Source organism: Psychrobacter sp. LV10R520-6 (genome assembly GCF_900182925.1).
Classification (GTDB): domain Bacteria; phylum Pseudomonadota; class Gammaproteobacteria; order Pseudomonadales; family Moraxellaceae; genus Psychrobacter.
In genome coordinates, this window is the sequence record NZ_LT900024.1 from 2,421,470 (window position 1) to 2,448,439 (window position 26,970).

Genomic DNA, 26,970 nt, shown 5'->3' on the forward strand with positions numbered 1-26,970 from the left:
GAACATTTATGGAAGAAACCATGTCAAGTTATTCATTTTCCCATCAATTCTATCAACGCTGGACACGTGCGCCGGAGCCTCTACGCGCAGCGATCATTCAAGAGCTAACTGACATTACCAGCCTACTACAAACGGATACCCCGTTTGAAGAATTCGTTTTTAGCTCTCCTGATTTAGATGCTCATCTCAACGACCTCTATGAAAATCACAATGCCGAACAAGCGGTGGCCAAAGCCATTGCTGAGAAGCAAACGCAACAGCGCGCTGCTGCCGAACAACAACGTTTAGAAGAAGAGCAAAAAAAGAACACGGAAGAGAAAGCAAAAGAAAAGGCTAAAGAAGCCAAGCTATCACAAGAAGCAGAAACTGCGCAAAAACAACAGGATAAAGTAGCGGCGTTAGAAGCCGATAAAATAACTGATACTAATATTAATACTGATACCAATACCGATAAAACGAGTATCGATAACGAAAGCGCTGATGATAAAGCCAACGTCGCTAACGATAGCAGTATTAAAACGATCACCGATAAGCTAAGCCAAAGTCCAGCAATTGATTTATCTTTAAAGGACCTAAAATTAAGCGACACTCATAAAGACTTAATCCATGAATTAGAGATGCACGTTGATGATTACTTAAGTGAACAAATGGCGCAAATGTCTGAGAATTTGAAATCTTGGCTACGTGCTGAGCTCACCCAGCAATTGACCCAACAAGAACAATCGGTTGATATGAATAATAAGAAATAATATCGTGAAAAAATAATATGTCTAAGAAGTAGAGTTGTTGATAAATAGCATCGCTAATAAAAATAGCCATTAGTTGCTATAGTTAATCAAACTTCTAAACAAAAAAGCGCCCAGTAAAGGTTTTACTAGGCGCTTTTTTACGATACTTTTAACACTTTAATAGCTGATTTTACAAAGCTTGAGTACGCTCAGTAAGCCACTCAAGAGCCGCCCCTTTAACACGGCTATTTAGCTCAGCATAGACTTGCTTGTGATAGCTATTCAGCCAGTCTACTTCTACGTCATTTAACAATGATGTTTCGATTAAACGAGTGTCTATTGGGCAATAAGTCACGGTCTCAAAGTTAAGGAAATTACCAAATTCAGTTTCTGTGGGCTGAGCAACGCGCTTATTAACCATCAGGTTTTCGATGCGGATGCCCCATTTGCCTTCACGATATAAGCCCGGCTCATTACTTGAGATCATGCCCTCTTTCATCGCGCGCTCTTTAGGCGTGCTGGCGCTATAGGCAATCACTTGTGGGCCTTCGTGAACGTTTAAAAAGAAACCAACGCCATGACCGGTACCATGACCATAATCCATCTGCGCTTGCCATAATGGTGCACGGCAAATCGCATCAATCAATGGCGAGGCAATACCATTAGGGAAGTTCGCGCGCGCTAGTGCAACATGTGCTTTGAGTACAGTGGTAAAGTCGCTTTTGTGCGCGTCGCTCACGTGCCCAATACCGACTACACGTGTGATATCAGTAGTACCATTTTGATACTGGCCACCTGAATCAATCAATAATAAACCACCTTCGCCCTTGCTAACATCAAGATAGCTGAACTTCTCTGGCGTTGCGCGATAATGTGGCAACGCCCCATTTTCATTAAAGCCTGCAATCGTCGGAAAGCTCGGTGAAACATAATGTGGCTGACGACTGCGCGTCTCAATCAACATACTGTCAACATCTAACTCGCTTAAGCGCTCGCCAGCATTTAGCTTCTGCTCAAATTCGGCAAAGAACTCACATAACGCGGCGCCGTCTTGACGCATAGCTTCACGTACATGATCAATATCAGCATCCGACTTAACTGATTTAAGCAAAGTACTCGGAGCCATTTGCTCAATAAAGCCAACATCATCAGCCATCTTAGATAGTGTGCCGACCGCTACTTTACTTGGATCTAGTAGTAGTAAGTCTTCAGGGGTCAAAGCACCTAATGCGTCCTGTACAGCATCATAGCCAGCAAGAGTAAACCCGCTTTCTTTTAAGCCTTGCTCAATATTGCTACTGATTTTATTATTATCGACAAACAAAATTGCCTTGCCTTCATTCCCCGACTTACCATTACCCAATTTGTCACTGCTGATCAGCATATGCGATAAGAATATCGGATTATAATCGACATCAGCGCCGCGCAAATTGGTCAGCCAGGCGATATCATCTAAACTTGATAGTAGATGATGAGTCGCGCCTGAATCCGCCATGCCTGTACGTACCGCTGCAAGCTTTGAAGCTGCAGACTGCGCGACAAACTGGGTATCATGCGCATACAACTTGGCCATTGGTAACGCAGGACGATCGGCCCAAACGTCATTAAGCACGTCACGCTCAGTAATGAGGGTGATTTCATTGGTATCAAAAGCACTTAACAGCTTATCTTGCTCAGCGATAGACAGAACATTGCCATCAACCGCCACACTATCGCCTTCTTGCAGATGATCAGCGAGCCAATCAATATGATTGGGCTGCTTTGGCGCTAGCTTTTGTAAGCTAATACCAGTATCTTCTAATTGATCAGCAGCATGCACCCAATAGCGGCTATCTGTCCACAGTCCAGCAAAGTCAGCAGTCACGACTAAGGTACCTACCGATCCAGTAAATCCGGTTAGCCATTCACGCGCTTGCCAATACTCAGGTAAATATTCAGATAAATGGGGATCGGCTGACGGCACAATAATTGCCGTCAAGTCTTGCTCAACCAATGCTTGACGCAGGTTATCGATACGATCATGAATATTTTGTTTATTCATTAGGTTGTTCCTTATTAATTTTTTAGAGATTTTCTATCATAAGTTGACTACAGATAATTTTTTTATTCGAGCATTTGAACTTATATTTAGTATTTAGTTCAATTTATTAAAACTAAAAAGATAGACAGATAAGAATAAGCGCTATTACCGAAGAGTATTATTAGATGTTTGGGCAGATAATAGACTTTCAATAGCTTGATAGAAATATCTGAGCAAATCAGATAACAAAAACGTGCTACCGATGATGGTAACACGTCCTATCATACGTAAATTATGCTGTTGTCATTCACGAATAATACATCAACACATCTTATCAATTAGCTAAGCTGATCCGCACGCTCACTCTTTTTAAGCATATTATTAACAGGCTTTGCTAATACTAATAATATGATGGCAGTGACCACCAAAAAGATCGTCATGGTTGTAAATAGACCCGGTAACCCTTCAATCTTATCCGCTGACACGTGGCCACCAAAGAAAGCAGCAACCAAGTTACCCAGCGCTATAGAAGCAAAGAAGAGACCCATCATCTGGCCTTGCATACCCTTTGACGTTCAAATCCTCAATCGCAATAATGTCGTGGTTTTTGACGATATTGAATGAGGTTTTATGTAAGAAGTCAGTGCGGGTGTTTCTGATCCGCTCATGAATTTTAGCGACTTTGGTATTCTACTTTTGGTAATTGCAACTTTCGGATAATTTACGATTGGCAGATTTTGCCACCCACGCACGTTTGGATAGAATACGTTGCGCCTTGGCAAGCTTACCTTCAAGCTTTGCTAGAAACTTAGGATTAGCACCTTTTGTACCGTCCGATAAGACGATGAAGTCTGTTAATCCTAAATCAATACCGATATTTGATTGGGTTTTAGGTAGATCGACGGCTACCGTTTCAACCAAAATACTGACAAAGTATTTACCAGTAGCGGTCTTGGTAATGGTGGCACTTTTAACCAGCCCTGTAATTTTTCTATCAATAATCGCTTTGATATGACCGATTTTTGGCAACTTAATACTGTTCAAGCCAACCGCAATCGTACCTTTTTGATTATTGGTGGTATAACTGTCTTTTTTACCTTTGTGTTTGGGTGGTGTTTCAAAAAGTATGCTGGCATTAGACATAACCATAATTGATATAAAAGAACACCATATTGAACGTCTTAAAATGATTATCAAGTTTCTTAGAAAAAGCACAAGTCTTTCTAACTGCTCGCCTCAATCGGTGTCTTAAACGGCAATTATTACCTTCTATGCCAACAGTATATCTTTTACCAATCTGCTTAGGGTCTGCCTTGAAGGCGGTTTTAAAGCTATCCCAGTTGTCCATGCTGATTGAACCATAGCTCACCTTAAGTTTCTTAAGACGAGCTCGAAGCGCTCTGGCCGTGGCTAAATCACGTTTACCCCAAACATGGGCAACAATCTCACCAGTATCACGGTCATAGGCGTAGATTAACCATACCTTCTGCTTCTTGCAACGTACGTATGTCCAGAACTCATCAACTTCTAAACGCGAGTAGTAATGCTGCTTTGGTGAGATCTTATAGATCGATGAGCCTATGGTGCTTAGTATCTTGCCAATGCTGACAGAGGTGATAGTGGCAATGTCTCTAACACTACAGCCTCGTACTATCATCAGTCGTATCTTATGCTCTATTTTAGAGTGGCAACCCTGATAGGTAATGGCGTGGTCGCCAATGAATTGACGTTTACAGTCTTTGCATTGGTAGTTTTGCTTACCATAGCTTTTTATACCGTTTTTCTTTAGACTAGGACTGTGGCAGTCGGGGCAATTAATCTCTATTTGTGTCTTCATAACCTCAAATATAGCATCTTTGCTTTGACTGGCACCCCTCCTTTATTTACTCAGCATACTTTTTGATACACCACCTGTGTTTGAAGTTTGGGAAGCCAAAATCAGGCACTTTGAAGAAGCTCTGGAAGGCTTTTTGTATGTTGAGCTGTACGTTAGCCAATGCCAAGCTGTCCGCTTCTTTTAGCCATTCAAACTCTTTTTTATACTGAGCGGGTGTATTTTTTAAGCTTTCTTTATGACAGTCATAATGTTTTATTTTATCAGCAAGCATTCTATTCCATATAAAACGAGCGCAGCCGAATGACTTAGCAAAGGACACTTGCTGGTCATCAGTCGGGTACAGCCTGAATTTATAGGATTTAAGAATGGGCTTGCTCATTTTGAACCCTGCTCAATAATATATTTTTTAATAACCTCTAATGGCGCACCGCCTGTCGTAATCAAACAAAAAGACTGCGCCCAAAACTTATCTTTCCAGAGTTTTTGTCTGATCTGAGGAAATTCTTTTTTAAGTAGTCGGCTGCTTGCTGATTTGTAGCTATTAATAAACTTGCTTATCTCGGTTTTAGGGTGCGCTTTGAATAAAATATGCACATGGTCTTTATCGTGATTCCATTCAATACACTCAATCTTATAATTAGGGGAAATAGCATCAAAAATAGCTTTGGCTCTATTTGACACCTCGTCATCAAACACCTCTCTTCGATACTTAGTAACCAGTATTAAGTGGTAGCTGAGCAAAAAGACTGAATGAGAATTTGTGTCTAAGACCATTTTATTGCAATACCTTTGTCTTTTTAGACTGAATTGATATTATCATAGTGATTTATGTCGTCATAGTCAATAACGCATTCATCCCGCTACTTTAGAAGTAGGGGATTTCTGCGGAACTTTTGTTAAAACAGCAGCTATATTTAAAATTAATAGTCTAAAGCTAATCTTCTAAATTAATAGACATCAGCTGTTAGATACTTACTGATATAGATGGCTAACAGGGCAAATAAACATAGCCGTCTATAATAGCTATTTATACCGACAGTCTGTCTATTTATTTACCCTATTGTCATCTGCCAATTCTGTTATCTGCCAACTTTTAGGAATTCAGAACCTTGTTTCAAAATCTTGATAATGGACTTATTGTGCGGTCGTTGCTTGATCAGCATCGCCAGCATCTAAATTACCATCGGCTTGTTCAGCAGTTAAGTCAGCGTCACCCACAGCGGCTTGGTTCACTGTCCCTTCAGCGGTTGCAGTGCCGGCTTCAGCAGTAACTATCGCATCGCCAGTACTTGGAGCAGGGGTGACCGTCGCATCAGCTGCCGTATCTGGAGTAGTTGCAGCAGCATCAGTACTAACTGGAGCAACAGCTTCTGCCGTATCAGCTTCAGCTGGCGCGGCATCTTCTGTAGCAATCGCAGCAGCTTCATCGGCGGCGGCTGATGCTTCTGTAGGCTCAGCGGTAATGTGCTCACCAGCTGGACGCAGCCAGGCTGAAATGCCAATAAGTAGAACAATACCTAAGAATAAAGCAACGCCGCCCAAGGCAAACATGAACTCTTTTTTTGGATTGTTTTTAACGATATCTTCTGACATACCTTATCCACCTTGCACAAAAAATATTTAATATATTGGCCTATTATATCGCAATTTATACCGATTTGTTAAAACCCTTAACGATTTAAAGGAATTATTAGCAAAAATTTTATTCATCAAACATTTATCATGATTGTTGTCTATTTACCTAAGCGTGCACGAGTGTTTGAACGCTTGCCAAGATAGCTTAATAATAATAATAGGGCAATGATAAATAGGATGGGATAACTACCCATAAGCATGAAAGGTGTGTTGCCGACCCGTGCTTGGATATTACCCCGTAGGACGGTGCGCTCGAATTGCGGTGCGCGCTTTACGATACGTCCTTTATGATCGATGATAGCGGTAACGCCGGTATTAGTGGCACGCATAAACCAGCGACCATTTTCAAGGGCGCGCATTTGTACCATTTGCAAATGTTGTAGCGGTCCTGCTGAAGTCCCAAACCACGCATCATTCGATATGGTCAATAAAAAGTCAGTATCGATGGCATTCTTACGAGTTGTATCAGGATATGCCACTTCATAACAAACGGCGGCGCCTAGATTATGCCCGCGTACTCGTAGCGGCGACTGCTGATCACTACCGCGACTATAGCTCATAATATCTTGGCTACCGGCCAGATTGGGTAAAAGATCTAATACGCCTTCGAACGGAATATATTCACCGAACGGTACCAGACGCTGCTTTTTATAGAGACCATCCGCCTGAGCACCCAGCGCAATCACACTATTATAAAATGGCGGGTATTTATCGGTACTGGCATCGAATGCAGCTTCATCTTTATAAGGAATGCCAGTGACCCACGTGGTATCAGTGGCATTGGCCATTTTGACCATTTCACTAATAAAGCCAACAGCCTCAGTCTGAAACATAGGAATAGACGATTCAGGCCACACCACAACATCGCGCCCCCATTCACTACGGGTCAAGGTCGCATAAATCTCTAGTGTTTTTACTTGGTATTCAGTAAGCCATTTTAGATCTTGCGGGATATTGCCTTGGATTAAGGATACTGATAAATCAGGCGTACCTTTGGGCTTCGTCCATTGAGGATTAATCAGCCATAATAAGGTACTAATTAATAATATTACCACCGAGGCAAGCATATAACCGCCGCGGCGACGTAGTAGTTCAACCATACTGGCTGCAAATAACACGGCGACAAAAGAGACCGCAAATACGCCCGCAACTGGCGCTAAAGAAGACAGCCAATACTGTTCAGTAAACGCATAACCGACGAATAGCCATGGAAAACCCGTGAATAGCCAAGTTTTCATCCATTCTTGTAATATCCATAGAGCCGCAAAAGAAAAGGGCTGCTTACCGACCATACGGTTAAAAATCAGCGCCAAGAAGCCATGAAATAACCCCATGCCCAGGCCCATCAGCGCGATCATAATCAGCGCTAACCATGTCGGCGTGTCACCATAAACATGGATAGAGGTATATAACCAAAAGGCACCAACGCACCACAGCCCCGTACCGTATGCTTGACCAATGAAAAAGGCACGCTTACCAGTCATATCTGGCATTAATAGCGCATACAAAATCGCTGGAGATACAATTGCCAGTGGCCAAACCCCATAAGGCGCGAGCGAAAATAAAAATATCGCTCCTGCCAGCCAAGCAAGCAAAATAGTCAGACCAAGCGGTAAGCCTTTAGACTTATTAGCGTTCAGACGCTTTTGTAAATCAACCGTAGACAGGCGCATATCAATTATCCAAAATTATCAACTTTCAATACCAGCTCTTAAAATTCAAATTCTTGCCAATCGTTTAATTTAAGAAAGGTCCATCGACTTGCATTTAAGCCCCTTAAACTAAGCCCGCCCATAATACCAGCCTGTACTGATAAATGGGTAAATTTGCGTGCTTTATATCACTAACGCTAAAAAGCAAAAAACACGACCGCAATCGTGTTTTTATTATTTGAGCTTACTGATAATACTCAACCTAATAACAGTTTGATCAGTAAAAAACTAATGGCCGCCTATTAACAGATGCTGATCAGGATTGGTCTTGGTCACCTCTAAATTATGAATAAAGCGCCCTTCTACATCGGTGACCGTAATTTGCCAGTCATCTATGTTTACGCTCTCGCCTTCCAAATCACCCACGTAGCCAAGCGCTTGCATCACCAGACCGCCCATCGTGTCGACATCGGTATCATCAAAATTACTACCAAGCTCATCATTACAGTCTTCAATAACAGTAGAAGCTTGAACCCGCCAAGTATTAGGCTTTTCGGGATGGACAACAATATTATTAATATCACTGTCCTCATCGAAGTCGTCATGCTCATCGACGATATCACCAACGATCTCTTCCAACAAATCTTCCATAGTCACCACCCCAGCAAAGCTACCAAAATCATCGACCACAATGGCCATGTGTACCTGCGTGCGCTGTAAGGAGCGTAGCAAGGTATCAGAACGTGCTGACTCACTGATATATAGTGGCTGGCGTACTAAGTCTTTTAGGCGCTTGCTATCAATTTCATCTTCTTGATCACGCACCATATGCACTAAGATAGGAATCAAATCTTTGGCCAATAAAATCCCGATGACCGCATCATCATCTTGACTGTCAAATACAGGATAGCGTGAATGGGTAGTATCAAGGATGATATCCATGACTTCAGCGAGGCTAGTGCTTTCGTGCAGACCGACGACTTGCGGGCGCGGGGTCATGATTTCGCGTACTTGGGTCGCGGGTAGATCCAGCACACCCTCTAACATATCGACAGTGTCAGGCTCTAAGAATTGGCGCGAGTGTTGCACCAAAAGAATCAATTCATCACGGGTTTCGGGGGCGGTCGATAGCCAGCGTTTTAAGCCGCGCATCGACCAACTACTCGGGCTGGGAGTGTCGTCAGACATGGTGTTGTGAGTTAACCTCTTTAGTTAATGACAGTTTGTTGGTTAGTGACATTTAGTTAATGGCAGTTTTAATGATAATTAAAATGGTACATAAAATAATAAATGGGGATTAAAACGATAAATAAAACCGGCCATCTAAACCTTAAAGACTAATAGGCCAGTTTAAATTAGCTTCACTTTATCGCAAGGCTGACAGACATTCAACGACAAATTTATCCAAATTGTATTGTCAGTGTGTTATAAATTTTGCTATGGTCAAAGCCTCTATTTATTTAGTCTACGCTTATGTCGCCTCGTTCTTTTTTTTCACGTTTGCTATCGTCTCGTAAGACTAAGCCCAATCTATCGAACCCTACTGAAAATGGCAGCCATCAACGTCATACGTGGCGGCATCATATTGTGCAGTTTCTTATAGTGGTCGCGCTAGTATTGTCTGCCGTTTGGCTACTAATGGCAATTTGGTATCAATTTGGGTCGCATAGCCCAATATCTTGGTTAGTGACAGCAATGGTAGTGAGTTTATTAACTTCTCTACTTACTTTGCGCTATTTTCCCCATATTTTTAATAATAAGCGGTCCAAAAATAAAACAGTTGAAAGTAATATTTCTAAAGGAACTGTTGATAAAAACACAGCTTCTAATAACATAGCCTTTAATAAAGGCACAACCACTAAAATTACCGCTACTAAATGGCTAGCTGGATTGTATACCACTGTTTGGCTAATCGGTGCAGGCTGGTTTATCTTCATTACACCGCAGCAGCAACGCGACTGGCAGCCCGATGTTAGTCAAAGACTTTCTTATCAGCGCGATGCGAATAATCCCAATTTGATTACATTTACCAATGTACGCAACTTTGACTGGCATAGTACTAATGAGACTAGTACTAATGAGACTAGTGCCAATAAAACTAGCAAGAATACTGTTGAGCGCTGGGAGTCCCGTACTGTTGATCTGTCCAAATTATCCGGCGTCGATGTGATTAATTCCTACTGGATGGGGCCACTAATTGCTCATACCTTAGTCAGCTTTCGCTTCGAAGATGATAGGCCATTATCATTATCGCTAGAGATTCGTAAAGAAAATGGCGAATCATTTTCAGCGCTTGGTGGATTTTTTAAGCGCTTTGAGCTCAGCCTTATTGCTGCTGAAGAGCGCGATATTATTTATACTCGTACTAACGTGCGCGGCGAACAAGTTTATCTCTTCCCTGTCAGCCATCTACAACAGCGCGAAGTAAGGTCGTTATTTGAGTCTTATTTAACCGTCGCCGATGAGTTAAATGCACAGCCAGCGTGGTATAACACCTTAACCAGCAACTGTACCAATATTATCTTTTACATGGCGCGGATCGTCAGCGGTGAGCGGCTGCCATGGGATTATCGGATTTGGGTCTCTGGTTGGCTGCCAAACTATCTCTATGACATAGGCATGCTGGATGCAGCTCCAGAGCAAAACGGTCAGCCATGGTCAATGGACACTTGGTACGAGCGCGCGCACATTAATCCAAAAGTAAAAGGCTTCGTTAATCAATCGCCTGATACTGCGAATATTAAGGCCAGTGATAACGATAATCAAAACAGTGACTTTTCGAGCCAAATTCGTCAAGGTATCCCTATTCCACCTCTTGCCGACTCTCATGCCATACGGGTTAATCCCAACTGAACCAACAGCTGCTAAATGAATATCAGCTAAGGATTTACCCAATTGACTACTCGGGTTTCCATCTCTTCGTCCGACATACCAGTCTCAGTGACGCAGCGGCCTGCTATCCCAATATTAGCGGCGTGCATTTGCTGTTGAGTGATAACCGCATTTTCAGTCAATAACAGATGCCAATCTGGTAACGCCTGTCCTTTATATACCCGTTTATAAGCGCAGTGCTCAGGCAACCACATCATGTTTGGCATCTTCTCAGCGGTCAGTTGAATACAATCAGGCACATACTGCTGGCGGGTATCATAATGCTGACAATAACCGGTTTCACAATTCATCAGCTGGCAGGCCACATCAGTATATTCAACTAGGTTTTCGTCAACATCACCATTCTCGTCTTCATCAATATATTTGATCAAGCAACAACTACCACAGCCATCACATAAGGCTTCCCACTCATTATGATTCAGCTCGCTTAGCGTATAGCGCGACCAAAACTGCGGACGCAAGGATTCAGTTGGCGTGCTATCGGTGAGCATAGGCACGGCTGTCTCTGACTTTATATCCGATTTTGTGTCTGGATGAAAGTCTGAGCGGGTATCTGATTGATGTAACAAATTTAGCTTCATAAGATCGCAGTAGCATTTTGATAAAGAGCGTTACAGTATTATAGCTGTTTTTGACCGTTATGGGCGTTAAGGTAGTACGGGTAAGCAAATTGCATACTGATAAATACAAATGCATTAACCACACTCATGCTATAAAACTCAAAATATAAAAGGACAATAATATGTCAATTAAGACGTTTGAACTGATAAGTACCACTGAAAATGGCATTGAGCTGATTAGCTATATCGCGTTGCCAGAAAACGCCTCAGATGATAATCCAGTAGCGGGTATTTTGGTCGCGCCGGAATGGTGGGGTGTGGTCGAACATCCAAAAACCATCACCGAACGCTTAGCCAAAGCGGGCTATGCCGCTGTTGCAATGGATGTATATGGTGAAGGCAAACTGACTTCTGATGCAGCTATGGCCAATATGTGGATGGAACAAGTGTTAGAAGACCCAGACATGCTCATGGCACGCTGTCGTCTAATTCTTAATGACTTCAGCGATCAGCTAGCCGTTGATGGCGATAAGCTCGCTGCGATTGGTTATTGTTTCGGTGGTAAAGTTGTCCTTGATATGGCGCGCGAAGGCATGCCACTAAAAGCAGTCGCCACTTTCCACGGTGACCTAACTGCCAAACAACCTGCAGATAAAAACTTTAAAGCCAAAGTATTGGTTACTCATGGTCGCGAAGATTCCATGGTAACGATGGATGCAATAGAAAACTTGAAAAAAGAGCTAGACACCGCTGAAGTTGATTACACCATCGATGTCTATGATGATGCCAAACATGGCTTCACCAATCCAAATGCCGATGAGCGCGCCGCTAAAAATGACATTGATTTGGGCTATAACGAAACCGCAGCGAAGCAAAGCTGGGACAACTTGCTGGAATTTATGAAAGCCAATTTAGGCTAGTAATTTAAATCAGTATTTTAAATCCGTAACTTGAATTACTATTTTTAGATTAATCGTAATAAATCTATAGCAGAGTATGCGAGTTATACTCTGTTTTTTTATGGCAAAAAATCAATGGCTATATAGTTGAGCCACTTTAAAACGAACACCGTATGGCTGGGAGAAATTTTCGAAGCCTCTGGAGTGACGCAGTCACACAGCAAGCTAGAAAAATTTTTCCCAGTTATACGAAACCATGTGTGTATCTACTTTATTTGGTACTGACTATAACAGCATATGGATATAACAGTATTGAGAAGTATGTCAGAAATCTCCTCACCTGCGTATCAATTCATAATCGCTACCCTTGTGCTTATCTCTAAATAGCGTCATTATCACCTCATTGTAGGATTAATTGAGTGGCATTGATGCTGTATTTTTTAATAGAATCATTAGGCTGGTTGGTGATTGTCTTTTTGCTGGTCATTATGGTTGTGCTCTATATCAGGTTGCATCAGCAACTTGCTAAGCTCAGACAGAACATGGCCCAACTGCAAGACGAGTTGCAACAGTATAAAGACAGTGTTCAGTCGTCGACATCGCCATCAACATCGTCTCATGCTGCTCCCGAACCTGCACCTAACTCTCTGGCTGATTCTGCGCCTCGCTCTGTAGCTGTTTCTAGTGCGGAAACCACTCCCTTATCCGTACCTACATCTCTACCATCCGCATTACCCTCGTCAAAACCTGAACCAATATCCACATCAAAATCATTACCACCACCAATACCAAATACTCTTGTATCAAACTCCCCTGCCCCTGAACACGCGGACAATAACAGCCATCAAATATTAAAAGAAAGGCCTACCGCACCTGTAGAGCCGGATGAGCATTCGCTACCTATGGTTACCTCGCTTTTCAATTCTATTAAAAACTGGTTTTTGGGTGGTAACTTAGTTGTTCGCGTCGGCGTGTTGGTGTTACTGGTGGGCGTAGTGCTGTTGTTGCGTTTATTAAGCGAATACATAGAAGTTCCTATCAGTCTAAAACTGGCAGCAATAGGAATTATAGGCTTGGCAATAGCAGGGCTGGGACTCAAGCTGGTATCAAAACGCTTTGCATACGGCATTACCCTACAAGGTACCGGATTGGCCATAGCTTATTTAAGCACCTTTTTTGCCTATGATGTCTATCAGGTTATCGCCAGTCTGCCCAGTTTCATCGCGCTAGGGATATTATCTGCGGTAACCATTGCTTTAGCCGTACGCCAAAACGCCTTTCCTTTAGCCTTGCTGGCACTATCTGGTGGCTTCTTTGCACCGATATTGACCAGTACCGATACCGGTAGCTTGGCGACACTGTTTGGCTATTATCTGCTATTAAACGTCACTATTGCTATCATCGCCCATTATCGGCCTTGGAAAGTGCTCAATCTATTAGGCGTTGGGGTGAGTTTTGGGCTGGCTTACTACTGGGGCGCTACTGAGAATTTAACAACAGTCATTCAAAGTCAACGTTGGTCGTTAGTGCTGCTAGTAGCGCTACATTTACTGCTGTATTTATTCGTGGTCATCCGCTATGCGCAGCAAATAATTGCTTATAACGACAGTAATGAGAGTGGCGCTAACAGCCTTAATAAAATGGACATTAATAGCGCAAGCAAAACGGCTACTGCAAATAGCTCGTACCTGTTCCCTATTGATATAGGGCTACTATTTTCAGTACCCCTATTAGCGTTTGGTTTATTTTCTGCGCTACTTAACGATATTCCAAACGCTTTGACGATTACTAGCATCATGTTAGCGGCCATTTATCTAGGGCTAGGTTGGTTGTTTATACAGCGCAGTCAGCGTTATGCATTGATTACCGAAGGTATGTTGGCGTTGGGTTTTGGATTTTTGGCGTTGGTTATTCCGCTGGCATTGGATGCAGAATGGATCGCTTTTGGCTGGTCAGTGCAAGGTTTAGCGCTAGTGTGGTTTGGTAGGCGGTCATTGCGAGCGTGGTCAGTATTATTTGGGCTATTATTGCAGTTGATTAGCGTAGCGCTTTTGGTATTCAAGCTAGCGCTATCTATCGAATATTATCCGACCTTAACCTTGTCCATTTCTGCCATAAGCGCCCTGGCTACCGTCTTTATCCTACGTGCCAGCAATTCGCCTGTTAACCCAAGCCGCGACTTGAGTCAGCAATCCAAGCCAGCCTCGTCTCAAAACATAGCAACTGACACCCTATCTCAATATGCCCAGTCATTGGGAATTAGCGCACTGGTCGCACAACAATGGTTGTCCACTATTAATAGTCAAAGTATCGCTTTCAAAATTATTTGGCAAAGCCCTGTACTCATACGTCTCTTAACCCTTACCGCTATCGGTTGGTCGCTGTTTGTATTGGTTGTCGATTTCGATCAATGGCTTGCCAGCTGGCAGTTAGCAACCACCACGCTGATAGCGATGGCCACTCTATCTAGCCTTGCTATTTATTGGATGACTAATCATTACCGTTCGTGGAGTGAGATTAGACAGTTTAACCATGGACTATTTTTAATATTTTATCTGATGCTAGTGCTACAACTGCCACAAAAATTTGAATTCAATTATCAGTGGATGACATCTCATTGGCTGTTGTTTGCCGCCTTATTAATCGGCTGGTTAGTTATTGGGCAACTGTGGTTAAGAACGTGGCATGCCCATCTCAATTCAAAACAATACGATAAATCGAGCTGGCTTGGTGCAGGAATCTTAATCATCGCGGCAGCAGTTCATTATGGTCTACCAGATTCACAAGGTGTCATAACCGTACTTATTCCGGTCGCCCTCATGCTGATTGGTTTATGGTCAGGTTATCGTCATCGGGGCATTCAAAACGAAAGTGCGACTAAACAGCGCTTCCTCCATTGGTTTAATTGGCAAAGCGCGCTCTTAGGCTGTGCCAAAGTTTTTGTTCCGGTGACTTTGTTTTGGGTCGTTATCAGCAATTGGTTTTATGATGGCGTGATTTGGGGACTGCCCTACTTCCCATTGATTAATTTATACGATCTTGCTTTATGGTTAGTGTTGTTATATGGACTTGGCGCTTATTACCTCAACCCACAACGCTCTAATCCACAGCAAGCTAATAAAACTACCAATAACTTATCAAGTGGCACTTTATCGAACGTCGATAGGAAACCTAGCTATCAGGCAAAGTCTGGTGACTCTTTGCTCATTCTGTTAGGGCTTATCAGCTTTTGGGTCATATCTAGTATGCTAGTCAGAACGCTACACGCCTTTATAGGCACACCGCTTTGGATTGGTAACGATAGCAACGCATGGAGTAGTGAACAAGTGCAGACAGGTCTGACAATTCTATGGACGTTACTGGCATTGGTCGCGACTATTATTGCCAGTCGTTACAAGCAGCGTGCGCTTTGGTTTATGGGGATTGGCTTATTAGGTGTGGTCGTACTGAAGCTGGTATTGGTTGACTTATCGCAGACTGAAGCGATTTGGCGCGTGGTATCTTTCCTTGGCGCGGGTAGTTTGATATTACTCATTGGTTATTTAGCGCCGTTACCACCAGCACGTGATGACGTAGCGGATCAGACTCAATAATAACCTCGCGTTGTGTCTAGATGAAATTGTAGCGTGAGTACTTTCGTTCTGTAGTAAACTGAACGCCATAGCTAAAGGCATTGTTAAAAGCGAGGCATTGTCTACTTTTAGCGCTAAATTTTATGAATAAAAAGGTTATTAAAGCAAATGGATACTAGAGCGAATATTCAGTGGTTCCCCGGGCATATGAATAAGGCCCGTAATGAAGTGAAAGAAATCATGCCACAAATGGATGTGATTATCGAAGTACTGGATGCGCGCATTCCTTATAGTAGTGAAAACCCAATGGTGGCAACCCTGCGCGGTGATAAACCAGTCATCAAAATTTTAAACAAAGCTGATTTAGCCGACCCTGATATGACCCAAGCATGGATGGACTATTTTGAGCAAGAAGATGGCGTAAAAGCCTTGGCCTTTGATGATAACAAGGCCAATAACGTTCATCGAATCGTTGAGCTATGTAAAAAGCTCATGCCTAATAAAGTCGGGACAGGACGCCAAATCAAAGCTATGATTTTGGGTATTCCTAACGTTGGTAAATCAACTTTAATTAATACCCTAGCAGGCCGAACGGTGGCAAAAACAGGTAATGAGCCGGCCGTGACTAAGTCGCAGCAGCTTATCAAATTAGAGGGCGGCATCATGCTGTATGATACGCCTGGTATGTTATGGCCAAAAGTTGAAAACGCTAATTCAGGCTACCGTTTGGCGGCTACCGGTGGCATTCGTGATACGGCCTTTGACTTTGCCGATGTCGCCAGCTATACCGCCGAATATCTAATACAAGCGTATCCAGAGCTATTAAAAGCCCGCTATAAAATTGAAATTCTGCCAGAAACTGATTGGGAGTTTTTTGAAGTCGCCGGTCGCAATCGTGGTTGCGTGCGTGCGGGTAATAAAATCGACACTTACCGGATGTCTGAGATTTTAATCAATGAATTACGTAGCGGTACTCTAGGTCGCATTAGCATGGAAACCCCTGAGATGCGTGAGACTGAAGAAGCGATGGTCGCAGAGCAACGTCTAGCTCTTGAGGCGAAAAAAACAGCGAAAGAAGAAGAGAAACGTCTTCGTCGATTGCGTACACGTAAAAATCGTAAGTAGGTTTGGTTTTATATTTTATTTTCAAGTTTAAAGCGCTCAAAGCCTGCTTAAATTCTTTAAATGTAAATTACGAATTAACCGTTGGTACTTTTTATGTCTCCTCAAGCTAAAACCATTCAAATTTTTCTTCCACAAGGTAATCCGCGTGGTATCCGTAGTGCGGAGATGACAACTCGTACTGTTCGAGTTATCGAAGTGCCTCGTATGCATATTAAAGATTTTTTGACGATGTCTGATGCCTTACAAGTAGGGTTGTATTTCTTGGTAGGAAGTCATGAGCTTAATGGTTTACCGCAATTATATATTGGTCAGACGGGTGAATTACGGAGAAGGCTGGATGAGCATAATAAAACTAAAGACTCTTGGGAATGGGAGCGGGCTTTTGTAATGCTATCAACTAATAATACTATCACCCAGACTCATGCTTTGTATCTTGAATATAAAGCCATTGAAACCGCAAAAAATGCTGAACGATATGAATTATTAAACGGTAATAACGGTATGTTGCCACATGCTCCTGCACCATTAAAAGCCGATTGTGAAGAGCTTTTTTATACACTGAACATTTTATTATCCACTCTCGGCCAGCCTATCTTTGAATCACTCAGTATCAATAACAATATGGCTCATAGTGATGAGTCTTCACCTGTTGTGGATGCCAAAAACAGTATTGATATTGGGACAGCTCCTACTCAAGCGTCCCCTACCAAACCGGAACCTATGATGTTTTATTGTAAAACCCAAGGAACTTCTGCTAAAGGTTATTATGATAATGACGGTTTTGTAGTGTTGTCAGGTTCACTGATACGTAAGAGAGCAATTGCATCAGCAAGCAGTTGGGCAATTAATAAAAGAGATGAAATGCTGGCAGCAAAGAAATTAATTGGGCGTGATAGCGAATTCTATAAGCTAACAGAAAATTTATTGTGCAAAACACCAAGTGGTGCATCTGACTTTGTCCTTGGCTCTTCAAGTAATGGTTGGAATATTTGGAAAAATTTTGATGGACATACATTGGATAGTATTTATCGTTAATCCGACCAACTCAGTATAATTACTAACTTTTATACCCTTCTTTATTTATAACACCTCAAGCCTTATATAGTAGTGAGTAATTGAAGTTGCTCACCACTTCGCTCGACTACTTGCCCGCCAATTTTAATCATTAATAATGATATGACCGCCTATGACTCAGCTTACCGCCAATTCAAGTTTTACACCGTCTAACATTCCTTTAAATCACTCGCCTACTTCCCTTAACTCATTTGCTCCACGCCTACTCGACTGGTTCGAAACCAATGGTCGCCATGATTTACCGTGGCAACAGCACCAGACTGATACGCCCAATCCTTATATTGTTTGGTTATCAGAAGTCATGCTGCAACAGACGCAAGTGACGACCGTACTGCCCTATTTTGCACGTTTTATGACTTCCTTTCCGACGGTTCAGGATTTAGCAGCAGCGGAATGGGATGAGATAGCAGAACATTGGGCAGGGCTGGGTTACTATGCGCGTGCACGTAATTTGCATAAAGGTGCCAAGCAGCTGGTCGCAACCATTGATGAGACAGGCGACTTTCCGCAAACGCTGACAGGTTGGGAAGCCATATCAGGCGTTGGCCCTTCAACAGCTGGCGCTATTATGGCAATGGGCTTGCACCATTATGGCGTTATATGTGATGGCAATGTGAAGCGAGTGCTGACACGCTGGGCGGCAATTGATGGCGATATTACTAAGTCTGCGACTACCAAAGAGCTGTGGGCACTGGCGGAACGCTTAACCCCTGAACAACATTCAGGATTATTTGCCCAAGCAATGATGGATATGGGCGCGACTTTATGTACGCGCCGCAAACCTGCCTGCCTATTATGTCCGCTACAAGATGACTGCTTGGCTCATGCGCAAAGTCGCGAAGAAGAATATCCGGTTAAGGCTAAGAAAAAACCCAAGCCTAGCAAATTTAGTAATGCATTATTAATTCAAAATTCAGCAGATGAAATACTGTGGCTTCAACGTCCTGATAACGGTATTTGGGGTGGATTATGGAGCTTGCCATTAGAGTTTATAGAGAAAGTTGCTGATAAGAAAGCGGACGGAAAAGTCACTGATAAAAACCAGACGGCTACCGATAATAAGCAATTAGATGTACGTAGTAATGAAAAAGTATACGAAGTAGAATTTACCATCGCTGAGCAAATTATCAATGAGTGGATAAGTAAGAATCAGCTAATAGCCCAATCAGTGAGTAGCGATTTATTAGATGATGCTCCTAAACCCATTAAGCATTCACTGACCCATTTTCATTGGTATTTGACGCCGCAATCATTAACCTTAAATGCCGCGCAATCTCAAGAATTGACTAAAGCGTTACAAGCAGCTGAGATTAATTTGAATTGGCTAAACGGTGATGATGCTCAAGCAACGCTAGGATTGCCAAGAGCAATGGTTAAGATCTTAGAATAAGATCCTAAAACAAGAGCTTATAATAAGAATCCAAAGTGAGATAGTAAAAAAGCGACTCATCAATAACTATGGGTCGCTTTTTCTTTCATTGCTATCAGAGCTTACGATCAAAAAATGCTATTGAAACGAGCTATCAAAATTCCATAAAAAACTAAGACTTTGGTACGCGCAAGCGCATTAACCCTTCTTGTTGCACGGTCGCAACCAGCTTGTCATTTTGCCAAAACTGGCCGTGATTCAACCCTTTGGCATTAGAAGTGGTATCACTCCACATGTCATATAGTAGCCAATTATTAAGATCAAAAGTGCGATGGAAATGCATTGAGTGGTCAATACTGGCTGCTTGCAAACCACTGGTCATAAAGCTGACACCGTGTGACATAAGCCCTGTACCCACTAAATAAAAGTCAGAAGAAAATGCCAATAGAGCTTGCTGAATGGCGATTGGCTGCGCACCCAACTCGCGAATACGTAGCCAGTTGGCTTGTTTAGGCTTCATCGGCTCTGGATTTATAGGATCACGAGGCTTGACCGGTTTGATCTCTACATGACGGCGGCGCATAAAACGCGCTTTTAGAGCATCAGGTACTTTGCCGACGTAATCTTCTTTTAGATCTTGCTCAGCCAGCAAGTCTTCTGGCGGTGGGTAGACAGGCATATCTTCTTGATATTCTAAGCCCTCTTCCATCGGTGAAAATGAAGCAATCATCGAAAAGATCACTTGCTCAACTGGTGGCTTACCGCGTATTTTCTTATATTGAATGGCAGTCACTTCACGCGCAGATAGGCTACGCCCGTCACGTAATCGGCGCACTTGATAGATGACAGGCTGAGTAATATCCCCACCCCGTAAAAAATACCCGTGCAGCGAATGGCAAGGCTTGTCTTCGGTGAGAGTATGGGCAGCCGCTATTATCGCTTGGGCTAGCACTTGTCCGCCAAAGATACGCGCGCCGACATAATCATGGCTTTTGCCTTCAAAGACATCAGGGCTGACTTCAATAAGCGCCACTGTGGCAAGCAGCTCATCAATCAGTTGCGAATAATCAGACATGACGATACGTTTCCTTATTTTTATCAATGACCCTGACGATATCGCTTTAATATCAAGGCGACATGGCGGAGGGTAGCTTGGGATTTGACTTTAAAACAAAACAATATGAAATTACTGGCAGTAATATTCAAGATAAATTTTAGGATGAGCAATAGGATTGCTAACTATTGATTATAGATGAAAAGGCAGACATCTTACCCAATATTTATGTCTTTGACCAGTTGCGGGCTGTCAGCCATCTCGTATTAGGCTGACTGTTCAGGCTAGACTAAGGTAAAGTTGCCGCTGTTAATAACGAAAAAACGAGATACTGCTTAGCACCTCGCTTTTATCATATAAAGTTTCTGTTGATGCAGATTCAGCGCTTGTAGCACCAATATAGTACCGATACAGCGTTACAAATCAAAAAAATGTAACCTTTACGGCTTCACTGATACTAGCACCCGAATAGAATCAGGTACTAAGGATAAACTGGCTAACGCTTGCTCACCTTGCGCTTTAAGCTGCTCTAAGCGCTCAATTTCTGCGGGACGCACATTAGGATTAATGGTTTGCAGATGTTTTAGACGTTTAATTTCACGTGACCACTGCTGGCTAAAGCGACTGCTGGCTTGCTCACCCATATCAGCCAATTGCGTACGGGCAATATCTTCGGCTTCATAATAGCGTTGCTCAATCACATCGCCACGCACCTTAATTACTTGCCGTGCACGGTTATTATCTAAGCGATCTATGTGCGGCATGATCATCTCAGCACTGATGCGCTCTGATAAATCACTACCTTGCTCACTGATAAAGACACGAATATTTTGTGTCGATAAGGTCGCAGGTAAATTTAGTATTTTCGGCGCAATGGCTTCAACGCGGAAGTTAACCTCCAGCATGACCGTTCCTTGCGGCATGGCAGCACTCTTTAGCATACCCACCGTAGTATTACCAAAGGTGCTGGTACTGGCAAGCTCATATATAGCGCGCATCAGAGGATGTTCATGAGTGATAAACTCAATATCTTCATGCTGAAGCGCTTGATCACGGTCAAAGGTTAAAGTCAAGCCGTCGTCGTCACCCAGTGGCAAGCCATCAATATAATCACTAATCTCGGTACTGTCTAGTGGCGCAATTACCCATGAACCATCACGCTGGACGCTATGGTCAATATTCGCTGACGCTAAGAAACGCTCAACGAACTGCGGCAACACATTGTGGCTATCAAAGTCACGCATGGCATCAGCAATACGCCCAGCAACCCGTGGTCGGCACGAGTTATACTCTAACAAACGATCGCGACCAGCTTGCAGTTGCGCCTCAAGTCCCAATCGGGTTTGCAGTGCATCTGCGATGAGTTCTTGTAAAATGGTACGATTATTAGCAGTATCCGCGCCTTCAAGCAGGGGCTTAAGCGTTTGGATATATTGCTCTTGCACACTTTGAGCAGTCGGTGAAATCTGATTGAACATATTCAGCGCGCTGTTATACCAATGATAGAGACGCTCTTGCGCTGTACCTTGGACATAAGGTACGTGCAAGGTGATTTGCTGCGTTTGTCCGATACGATCTAGGCGTCCAATACGTTGTTCTAAAGTGTCGGGATTGGCAGGCAAATCCCATAATATCAGCTGGCTTGCAAACTGGAAGTTACGGCCTTCTGAACCAATCTCTGAGCACAATAATATCTGCGCGCCTTCGCTATCACCAAAAAATGCCACCGCTTGGTCACGCTCAAGTAAGGTCATTTGCTCAGTAAAGATGGCGGTCTTAATCCCAGCATGCAATCGCAATACGGCTTCCAAGCTTTCAACCGTTGCGCCACTACGCGCGATTAATAGCACTTTCTGATGTTTAAGCTCACCTTTCAAGATATCAATCAACCAAGGTACGCGCGGATCATCTTCTAGCCAGCCGCCATCGGGTTGATTCTCCTCACCCCATAACTGTTCACGTAGCTTACCTGTGGTCTGGTAGCTGTCTATCCATACATCAGGTAGTGGCAATGGATGCGGTTGACTGCTACGCCCATAAAATCCTTTAACGCTTTCACGAGTATTGCGGAACAGGATTCGCCCGGTACCGTGGCGATCTAGGAGCTCGTTGAGCGCATAAGTCCGCAGCTTATCATCCTCATTAATAGTAGCCAATTCATCTTGGCTAACATCTAACAGACTGGTCAAAGCGGAGATTTGCGCAGGACTCAGGGGTTCATCTTCTATTAAAATACCAGCAACCGCTGCGGTTTCAGCAAAAGCTTCTTGACCCACAATAAACTCATCTAAGTCATCAAAACGGTCAGAATCGAGCAAACGCAAACGCGCAAAGTGGCTTTGCACACCAAGCTGTTCAGGGGTTGCCGTTAACAGCATTACGCCTGGAGTTTCTTCAGCAAAATCAGCAATCAGATCATATTTATCATTGCCGCCTTGCGCCTCATCCCAATGCAGGTGATGCGCTTCATCAACTACTAACAAATCAAAGCCCGCTTCCATCGCTTGATCATACAAATCAGGATGATCGAGCAATAGATCCATACCAGCAATAATACATTGTTCAGTTAAAAACACATTTTGTTCAGGGTCATGCTCTTTAATGGCCGCAGTACGTACTAAATCAAACAGCGCAAAGTTCAAATTGAAGCGCCGACGCAGCTCAATCATCCACTGGTATTGCAAACTATCTGGTACTAAAATTAAGACTCGCTCAGCCTTACCCGTTAACAGCTGCTGATGGATGATCAGTCCTGCTTCAATGGTTTTCCCCAGCCCAACCTCATCAGCGAGAAGAACACGCGGCGCAATACGTTTGCCGACTTCATGAGCGATATAAAGCTGGTGCTCAATAATATCGACGCGCGCACCCATCATCCCTTTTAGCGGATGGCCAGCCAGCGCTGATTGCATCCGCAGAATATCTTGGCGCAACTCATACCAATCTCCGCGCTCAATACGTCCAGCCAGTAGGCGCTCAAGTGGTTTTGCCAAAGTAATATTAGCGGCAAGGCGGGTTTCCATTATCCCTTTACTAGTAGCCCCTTTAGAAACAGCTCCTTTATTAGCATCGCCTTCATCACTACCTTCGACACTGTATTTGAGTACCCCCATTACCTCGTCGACCGCGCTGACCGTATAGCTATTACCTTGTTGGTCACTGATGCTATCACCAACTTTGAAAACTACACGTGATAACGGCGCGGAGTTTTTTGCATAGACGCGGGTCTCTTCACTTTGCGGGAATAAAATATGCACACATCGGTCGTCTACATCGACGACCACACCTAAGCCCAGTTCGGACTCAGTATCAGATAAATAGCGTTGACCAACGGCGAATTCAGTACTGTGCAATGAAGCGATAGAGATAGTCATAGGGCGATGTCTTTTGTACTCAGATGATAAGAAAATAGATAACTAATAATGGTAGCCAATAACAGCCGCTAAGCTGGCGGTAGACGCCTAGTGCAGCAATGTCAGCACATTAGCCAAATCAATAAATGACTTGGTCAGCAACTAAGCTGAACCATTATATAGCGTTAGCGGCTAGATGCGTGCGTTAAGTTGATTTTTCAAGGGATGATTCATTCAAAAGCATACTAATGATAATTATGAAATCGTCATATAAAGCAGTTGAATAACTACTTTTTTACTGGCCATTTTTGAACAACTATCTTTTGACTAAATTAGCCAACGTGCTACATTAAGCCGACTGCAACTAAAGTTCATATTAAAAATAACCTATAAATAAGGAGCACACATGCAAGCGGTATTTTTAGATAAAGGGACATTTTCTGATGGCATCGACTTACCAGCACCGACTGGGGTTAGTAACTATATTCTTTATGACGATACGCCGCAAGAGCTCATCATTGAGCGTTGTCAAAATGCTGAGATTATTATTACCAATAAAGTCCAAATCAACGCTGAAGTGATTGCCAAGCTACCCAAGCTTAAGCTCATTCAATTGACCGCTACTGGCATGAATAATGTCGATCAAGACGCTTGTGCTGAACATAATATCACCTTATACAACGTCGCTGGATACGCCGTCAAAAGCGTCCCTGAGCACACTTTTATGTTGATGCTTAACGCTATGCGTGCAGGACTTTATTATCATAATAAAGTAACCGATGGTACGTGGGCAGCTAATGGTAATTTTTGTCTGCTTGATATTCCACTGGTAGATTTAGAAGGTAAAACGCTGGGTGTCATCGGAGTCGGCACTATCGGTAAGCGGGTCACCGAAATTGCACAAGCTTTTAGCATGACCGTATTGTGGGCGGAACATCAAGGGCGCGCGCCACGTAATAAGGACTATACTGCGTTCGATGATGTGCTCGCCTCTGCTGACGTTATTAGCCTACATTGTCCATTAAATGAGGATACCAAGCATCTTATTAATAAAGACACGCTAGCCAAAATGACGAAGCAGCCGTTGCTTATTAACGTCGCGCGCGGTGGTATTGTCGATAGCCAAGCGCTTACTGATGCCATTCATAGTGAGCAGATTCTTGGTTATGGCAGTGATGTGTTTGAGCAAGAGCCAATCGCTGCCGATGACCCCCTATTGACTCTTGGCGATCATCCGCGCGTGATATTTAGTCCGCATAATGCGTGGGGCAGTAGAAGCGCACAAGAAACCTTATGGAAAATCCTCAGTAAACAAGTTGCTGGTTTTATTGATAGCGTTTAGAAAAAATGTTAGCGGCCGAAGTGCAGCCAATCGTCTTTAATTTTACGATATTTTAGCATGACGCGATCGCTTAGGTAATTATTGGTCACTTGCCAAGGATAACGGTCGCCTTGTTTCGGTAGCTCGTTTTGAGCGCGGTGGACATAACCTGCCGATAACGCACCTAATACTGTATCTGGCTGAACTTGTACCTGCTCTTGCTCAGTTTTGGCCTGCGCACAGACTGTCTGATAACGGTGTTTATCCATATAATCAAGTAACCGAATGACATACTGACAGGCCAAATCAATCTTTAGTGTCCAAGAAGCATTGGTATAACCGAACATTATCGCCATATTTGGCACACCTTCAAGCAGTACCGCCTTATAGGTCATGCGTGCGCCTACATCTACTGGCTGTCCATCCACATACAAGGCCGCACCGCCCAGCATCTGTAATTTAAGACCAGTGGCAGTGACAATGATATCGGCATTGATATGCTTGCCTGATGTCAGCACAATTCCTGTCTCTGTAAAATGGTCAATCTCATCAGTGACCACTTCTGCTCGCGTGCTATGTAACGCTAAAAATAAATCACTATCTGGCACTGCGCACAAGCGCTCATCCCACGGGTTATAAGACGGCATAAAGTGGCCGACATCAACGCTGCTACCTTTCAGCTCTTTTTTCACCCCATAATTTAAGTATGCTTTCATAACTTTTGGTGCATGGGTTGCCGCTTGATAGACCCCTTGTTGAAACATCACATTACGCATACGTAATAAGGTATACGCTTGCCCTTTTGATAACGGTGAAAACTTACCCGATAACCAATTAAGCGCATAATCATCGCCTGGTACGCTTGCTACGTAAGTCGGCGAACGTTGCAACATAGTGACGTGGCGGGCGCATTGTTTACTGTTTTCATCAACCAGTGCGGGCAATAAAGTCATCGCCGTTGCGCCACTACCAATGATTACAATTTTCTTATCGTCATAATTTACATTTTGCCAATGTTGCGGATGGACGATATCGCCTTTGAACTGTTCTTCCTCTTTGAACTGTGGTCTGTGTCCTTGCTCATAATCATAATAACCGGTCGCCCCTACTATGAAGTTTGCTGTTAAGGTGAAAACTTCACCATTATCATGATTTTTAATCATGGCCGTCCATAGCTGCGTATGATTTGACCACGATAGCTGCTGCATTTCATGCCGATAACGAATGTGTTCTATGACCTTAAATTCGCGTGCGGTATCAGCAATGTAGCTTTTAATGTCTGCGCCATTTGCCAGCATTTTATGGCTTAGCCAAGGTCGAAAGCTATAACCAAAGGTCAACGCATCAGAGTCAGAGCGAATACCAGGATAAGTGAATAAATCCCAAGTGCCGCCTAAGTCAGCACGTTTTTCTAACACTAAAAAACGCTGGGTAGTATTCTGCTGTGTACGTTTTTGCTTTGTAGAATTCTTGCGACCAAAAAAACCTTGATCTCGTTTTTTAGGTGGTTGTTGCTGTAAATGGCAAGCCATACCGATACCGGCTATACCTGCCCCTATGATGAGCACCTCATAATCCGCTGATATACTGGATTGTGGCTTTGCGCGTTTGAATAAACCTTTAATGCTTTTATTCGCGCGCTTTTGGGTGTTCTTGCGCGACTGAGATGATGTGTTGTCGACCATAGCCTTATCCTTTTGTAATGCTTAATTGTCCCTAATATATACAGCCCTTAACTTATACAACTATAAAGAGTTTTGGCAGTATAGTCTGCCCAAAAAGAAAGACTACATCGTCAACCTTGTTCAATGTACTACTTGTATCGTCTGCACTCGGTTTCCTTATATTCATATCCTTTTAGATTGACTATATACCCACT

The 26,970-nt window shown here is 43.2% G+C and carries 19 protein-coding genes and 2 pseudogenes; 8 read left to right on the forward strand and 13 right to left on the reverse strand.

Going from position 1 to position 26,970, the window contains the following annotated elements; translation table 11 throughout:
- The first annotated feature begins 8 nt into the window (after nt 1-8).
- Nucleotides 9-749 (forward strand): hypothetical protein, encoded by a 741-nt coding sequence (locus U1P77_RS10035; protein ID WP_321154867.1) that lies wholly within the window; start codon nt 9-11, stop codon nt 747-749.
- A 169-nt stretch (nt 750-918) separates the two neighbouring features.
- Here the strand turns inward: U1P77_RS10035 and U1P77_RS10040 are convergent, their stop codons facing one another.
- From U1P77_RS10040 to U1P77_RS10080, 9 genes and pseudogenes are all read right to left on the reverse strand, one after another.
- On the reverse strand, nt 919-2,769 hold the full coding sequence (locus U1P77_RS10040) for an aminopeptidase P family protein (protein WP_321154868.1): 1,851 nt from the start codon (nt 2,767-2,769) through the stop codon (nt 919-921).
- Nucleotides 2,770-3,086: 317 nt separating this feature from the next.
- A pseudogene (locus U1P77_RS10045) lies at nt 3,087-3,311 on the reverse strand (MFS transporter); the annotation flags it as partial.
- Nucleotides 3,262-3,897 (reverse strand): annotated as a pseudogene (locus tag U1P77_RS10050) (RNA-guided endonuclease InsQ/TnpB family protein). The pseudogenes U1P77_RS10050 and U1P77_RS10045, both read right to left, overlap by 50 nt.
- A complete protein-coding gene (locus tag U1P77_RS10055; protein ID WP_321154869.1) occupies nt 3,884-4,585 on the reverse strand; it encodes an IS1 family transposase in 702 nt (233 codons plus the stop codon). Before U1P77_RS10055 ends, U1P77_RS10050 begins: the two are co-directional and overlap by 14 nt.
- Nucleotides 4,586-4,631: 46 nt before the next feature.
- Entirely contained in the window at nt 4,632-4,964 is a 333-nt protein-coding gene (locus tag U1P77_RS10060; protein WP_321154870.1) for a helix-turn-helix domain-containing protein, read from the reverse strand.
- On the reverse strand, nt 4,961-5,359 hold the full coding sequence (gene tnpA, locus U1P77_RS10065) for an IS200/IS605 family transposase (RefSeq protein WP_321154871.1): 399 nt from the start codon (nt 5,357-5,359) through the stop codon (nt 4,961-4,963). Before tnpA ends, U1P77_RS10060 begins: the two co-directional genes overlap by 4 nt.
- Nucleotides 5,360-5,719: 360 nt before the next feature.
- Nucleotides 5,720-6,178 (reverse strand): hypothetical protein, encoded by a 459-nt coding sequence (locus U1P77_RS10070; RefSeq protein WP_321154872.1) that lies wholly within the window; start codon nt 6,176-6,178, stop codon nt 5,720-5,722.
- A gap of 140 nt (nt 6,179-6,318) precedes the next feature.
- Nucleotides 6,319-7,893, reverse strand: coding sequence for an apolipoprotein N-acyltransferase (lnt, locus tag U1P77_RS10075; RefSeq protein WP_321154873.1), 1,575 nt, complete (start codon nt 7,891-7,893; stop codon nt 6,319-6,321).
- Nucleotides 7,894-8,160: 267 nt separating this feature from the next.
- Nucleotides 8,161-9,060, reverse strand: coding sequence for a CBS domain-containing protein (locus U1P77_RS10080; protein WP_321154874.1), 900 nt, complete (start codon nt 9,058-9,060; stop codon nt 8,161-8,163).
- A gap of 285 nt (nt 9,061-9,345) precedes the next feature.
- Between U1P77_RS10080 and U1P77_RS10085 the strand changes: the two genes are divergently transcribed.
- On the forward strand, nt 9,346-10,725 hold the full coding sequence (locus U1P77_RS10085) for an Lnb N-terminal periplasmic domain-containing protein (RefSeq protein WP_321154875.1): 1,380 nt from the start codon (nt 9,346-9,348) through the stop codon (nt 10,723-10,725).
- A gap of 26 nt (nt 10,726-10,751) precedes the next feature.
- On the opposite strand, the gene U1P77_RS10090 is transcribed toward U1P77_RS10085, so the two are convergent.
- Nucleotides 10,752-11,255 (reverse strand): YcgN family cysteine cluster protein, encoded by a 504-nt coding sequence (locus U1P77_RS10090; RefSeq protein ID WP_321156673.1) that lies wholly within the window; start codon nt 11,253-11,255, stop codon nt 10,752-10,754.
- A gap of 251 nt (nt 11,256-11,506) precedes the next feature.
- On the opposite strand from U1P77_RS10090, the gene U1P77_RS10095 reads away from it, so the two are divergent.
- The 5 genes from U1P77_RS10095 (at nt 11,507) to mutY (ending at nt 19,384) form a co-directional block, all read left to right on the forward strand.
- Nucleotides 11,507-12,244, forward strand: a complete 738-nt coding sequence (locus tag U1P77_RS10095) for a dienelactone hydrolase family protein (protein ID WP_321154876.1) — start codon at nt 11,507-11,509, stop codon at nt 12,242-12,244.
- 407 nt (nt 12,245-12,651) lie between these two features.
- A complete protein-coding gene (locus tag U1P77_RS10100; RefSeq protein ID WP_321156674.1) occupies nt 12,652-15,816 on the forward strand; it encodes a DUF2339 domain-containing protein in 3,165 nt (1,054 codons plus the stop codon).
- Nucleotides 15,817-15,963: 147 nt separating this feature from the next.
- A complete protein-coding gene (gene ylqF, locus U1P77_RS10105) occupies nt 15,964-16,920 on the forward strand; it encodes a ribosome biogenesis GTPase YlqF (protein WP_321154877.1) in 957 nt (318 codons plus the stop codon).
- Between the two features lie 93 nt (nt 16,921-17,013).
- Nucleotides 17,014-17,955 carry a GIY-YIG nuclease family protein gene (locus U1P77_RS10110; protein WP_321154878.1) on the forward strand — a complete coding sequence of 314 codons (942 nt, stop codon included), beginning with the start codon at nt 17,014-17,016 and terminating at the stop codon, nt 17,953-17,955.
- A gap of 151 nt (nt 17,956-18,106) precedes the next feature.
- The gene (mutY, locus tag U1P77_RS10115) at nt 18,107-19,384 is read left to right on the forward strand and encodes an A/G-specific adenine glycosylase (protein WP_321154879.1); all 1,278 of its coding nucleotides are present in this window, start codon (nt 18,107-18,109) and stop codon (nt 19,382-19,384) included.
- 151 nt (nt 19,385-19,535) lie between these two features.
- Here mutY and U1P77_RS10120 read toward each other — a convergent pair whose 3' ends face one another.
- On the reverse strand, nt 19,536-20,438 hold the full coding sequence (locus tag U1P77_RS10120) for an acyl-CoA thioesterase (RefSeq protein ID WP_321154880.1): 903 nt from the start codon (nt 20,436-20,438) through the stop codon (nt 19,536-19,538).
- Between the two features lie 419 nt (nt 20,439-20,857).
- The gene (gene rapA / locus U1P77_RS10125) at nt 20,858-23,791 is read right to left on the reverse strand and encodes an RNA polymerase-associated protein RapA (RefSeq protein ID WP_321154881.1); all 2,934 of its coding nucleotides are present in this window, start codon (nt 23,789-23,791) and stop codon (nt 20,858-20,860) included.
- A 385-nt stretch (nt 23,792-24,176) separates the two neighbouring features.
- On the opposite strand from rapA, the gene U1P77_RS10130 reads away from it, so the two are divergent.
- Nucleotides 24,177-25,112, forward strand: coding sequence for a D-2-hydroxyacid dehydrogenase (locus U1P77_RS10130; RefSeq protein WP_321154882.1), 936 nt, complete (start codon nt 24,177-24,179; stop codon nt 25,110-25,112).
- Between the two features lie 8 nt (nt 25,113-25,120).
- Here the strand turns inward: U1P77_RS10130 and U1P77_RS10135 are convergent, their stop codons facing one another.
- Nucleotides 25,121-26,776, reverse strand: coding sequence for a flavin-containing monooxygenase (locus U1P77_RS10135; protein WP_321154883.1), 1,656 nt, complete (start codon nt 26,774-26,776; stop codon nt 25,121-25,123).
- Between the last annotated feature and the right edge of the window lie 194 nt (nt 26,777-26,970).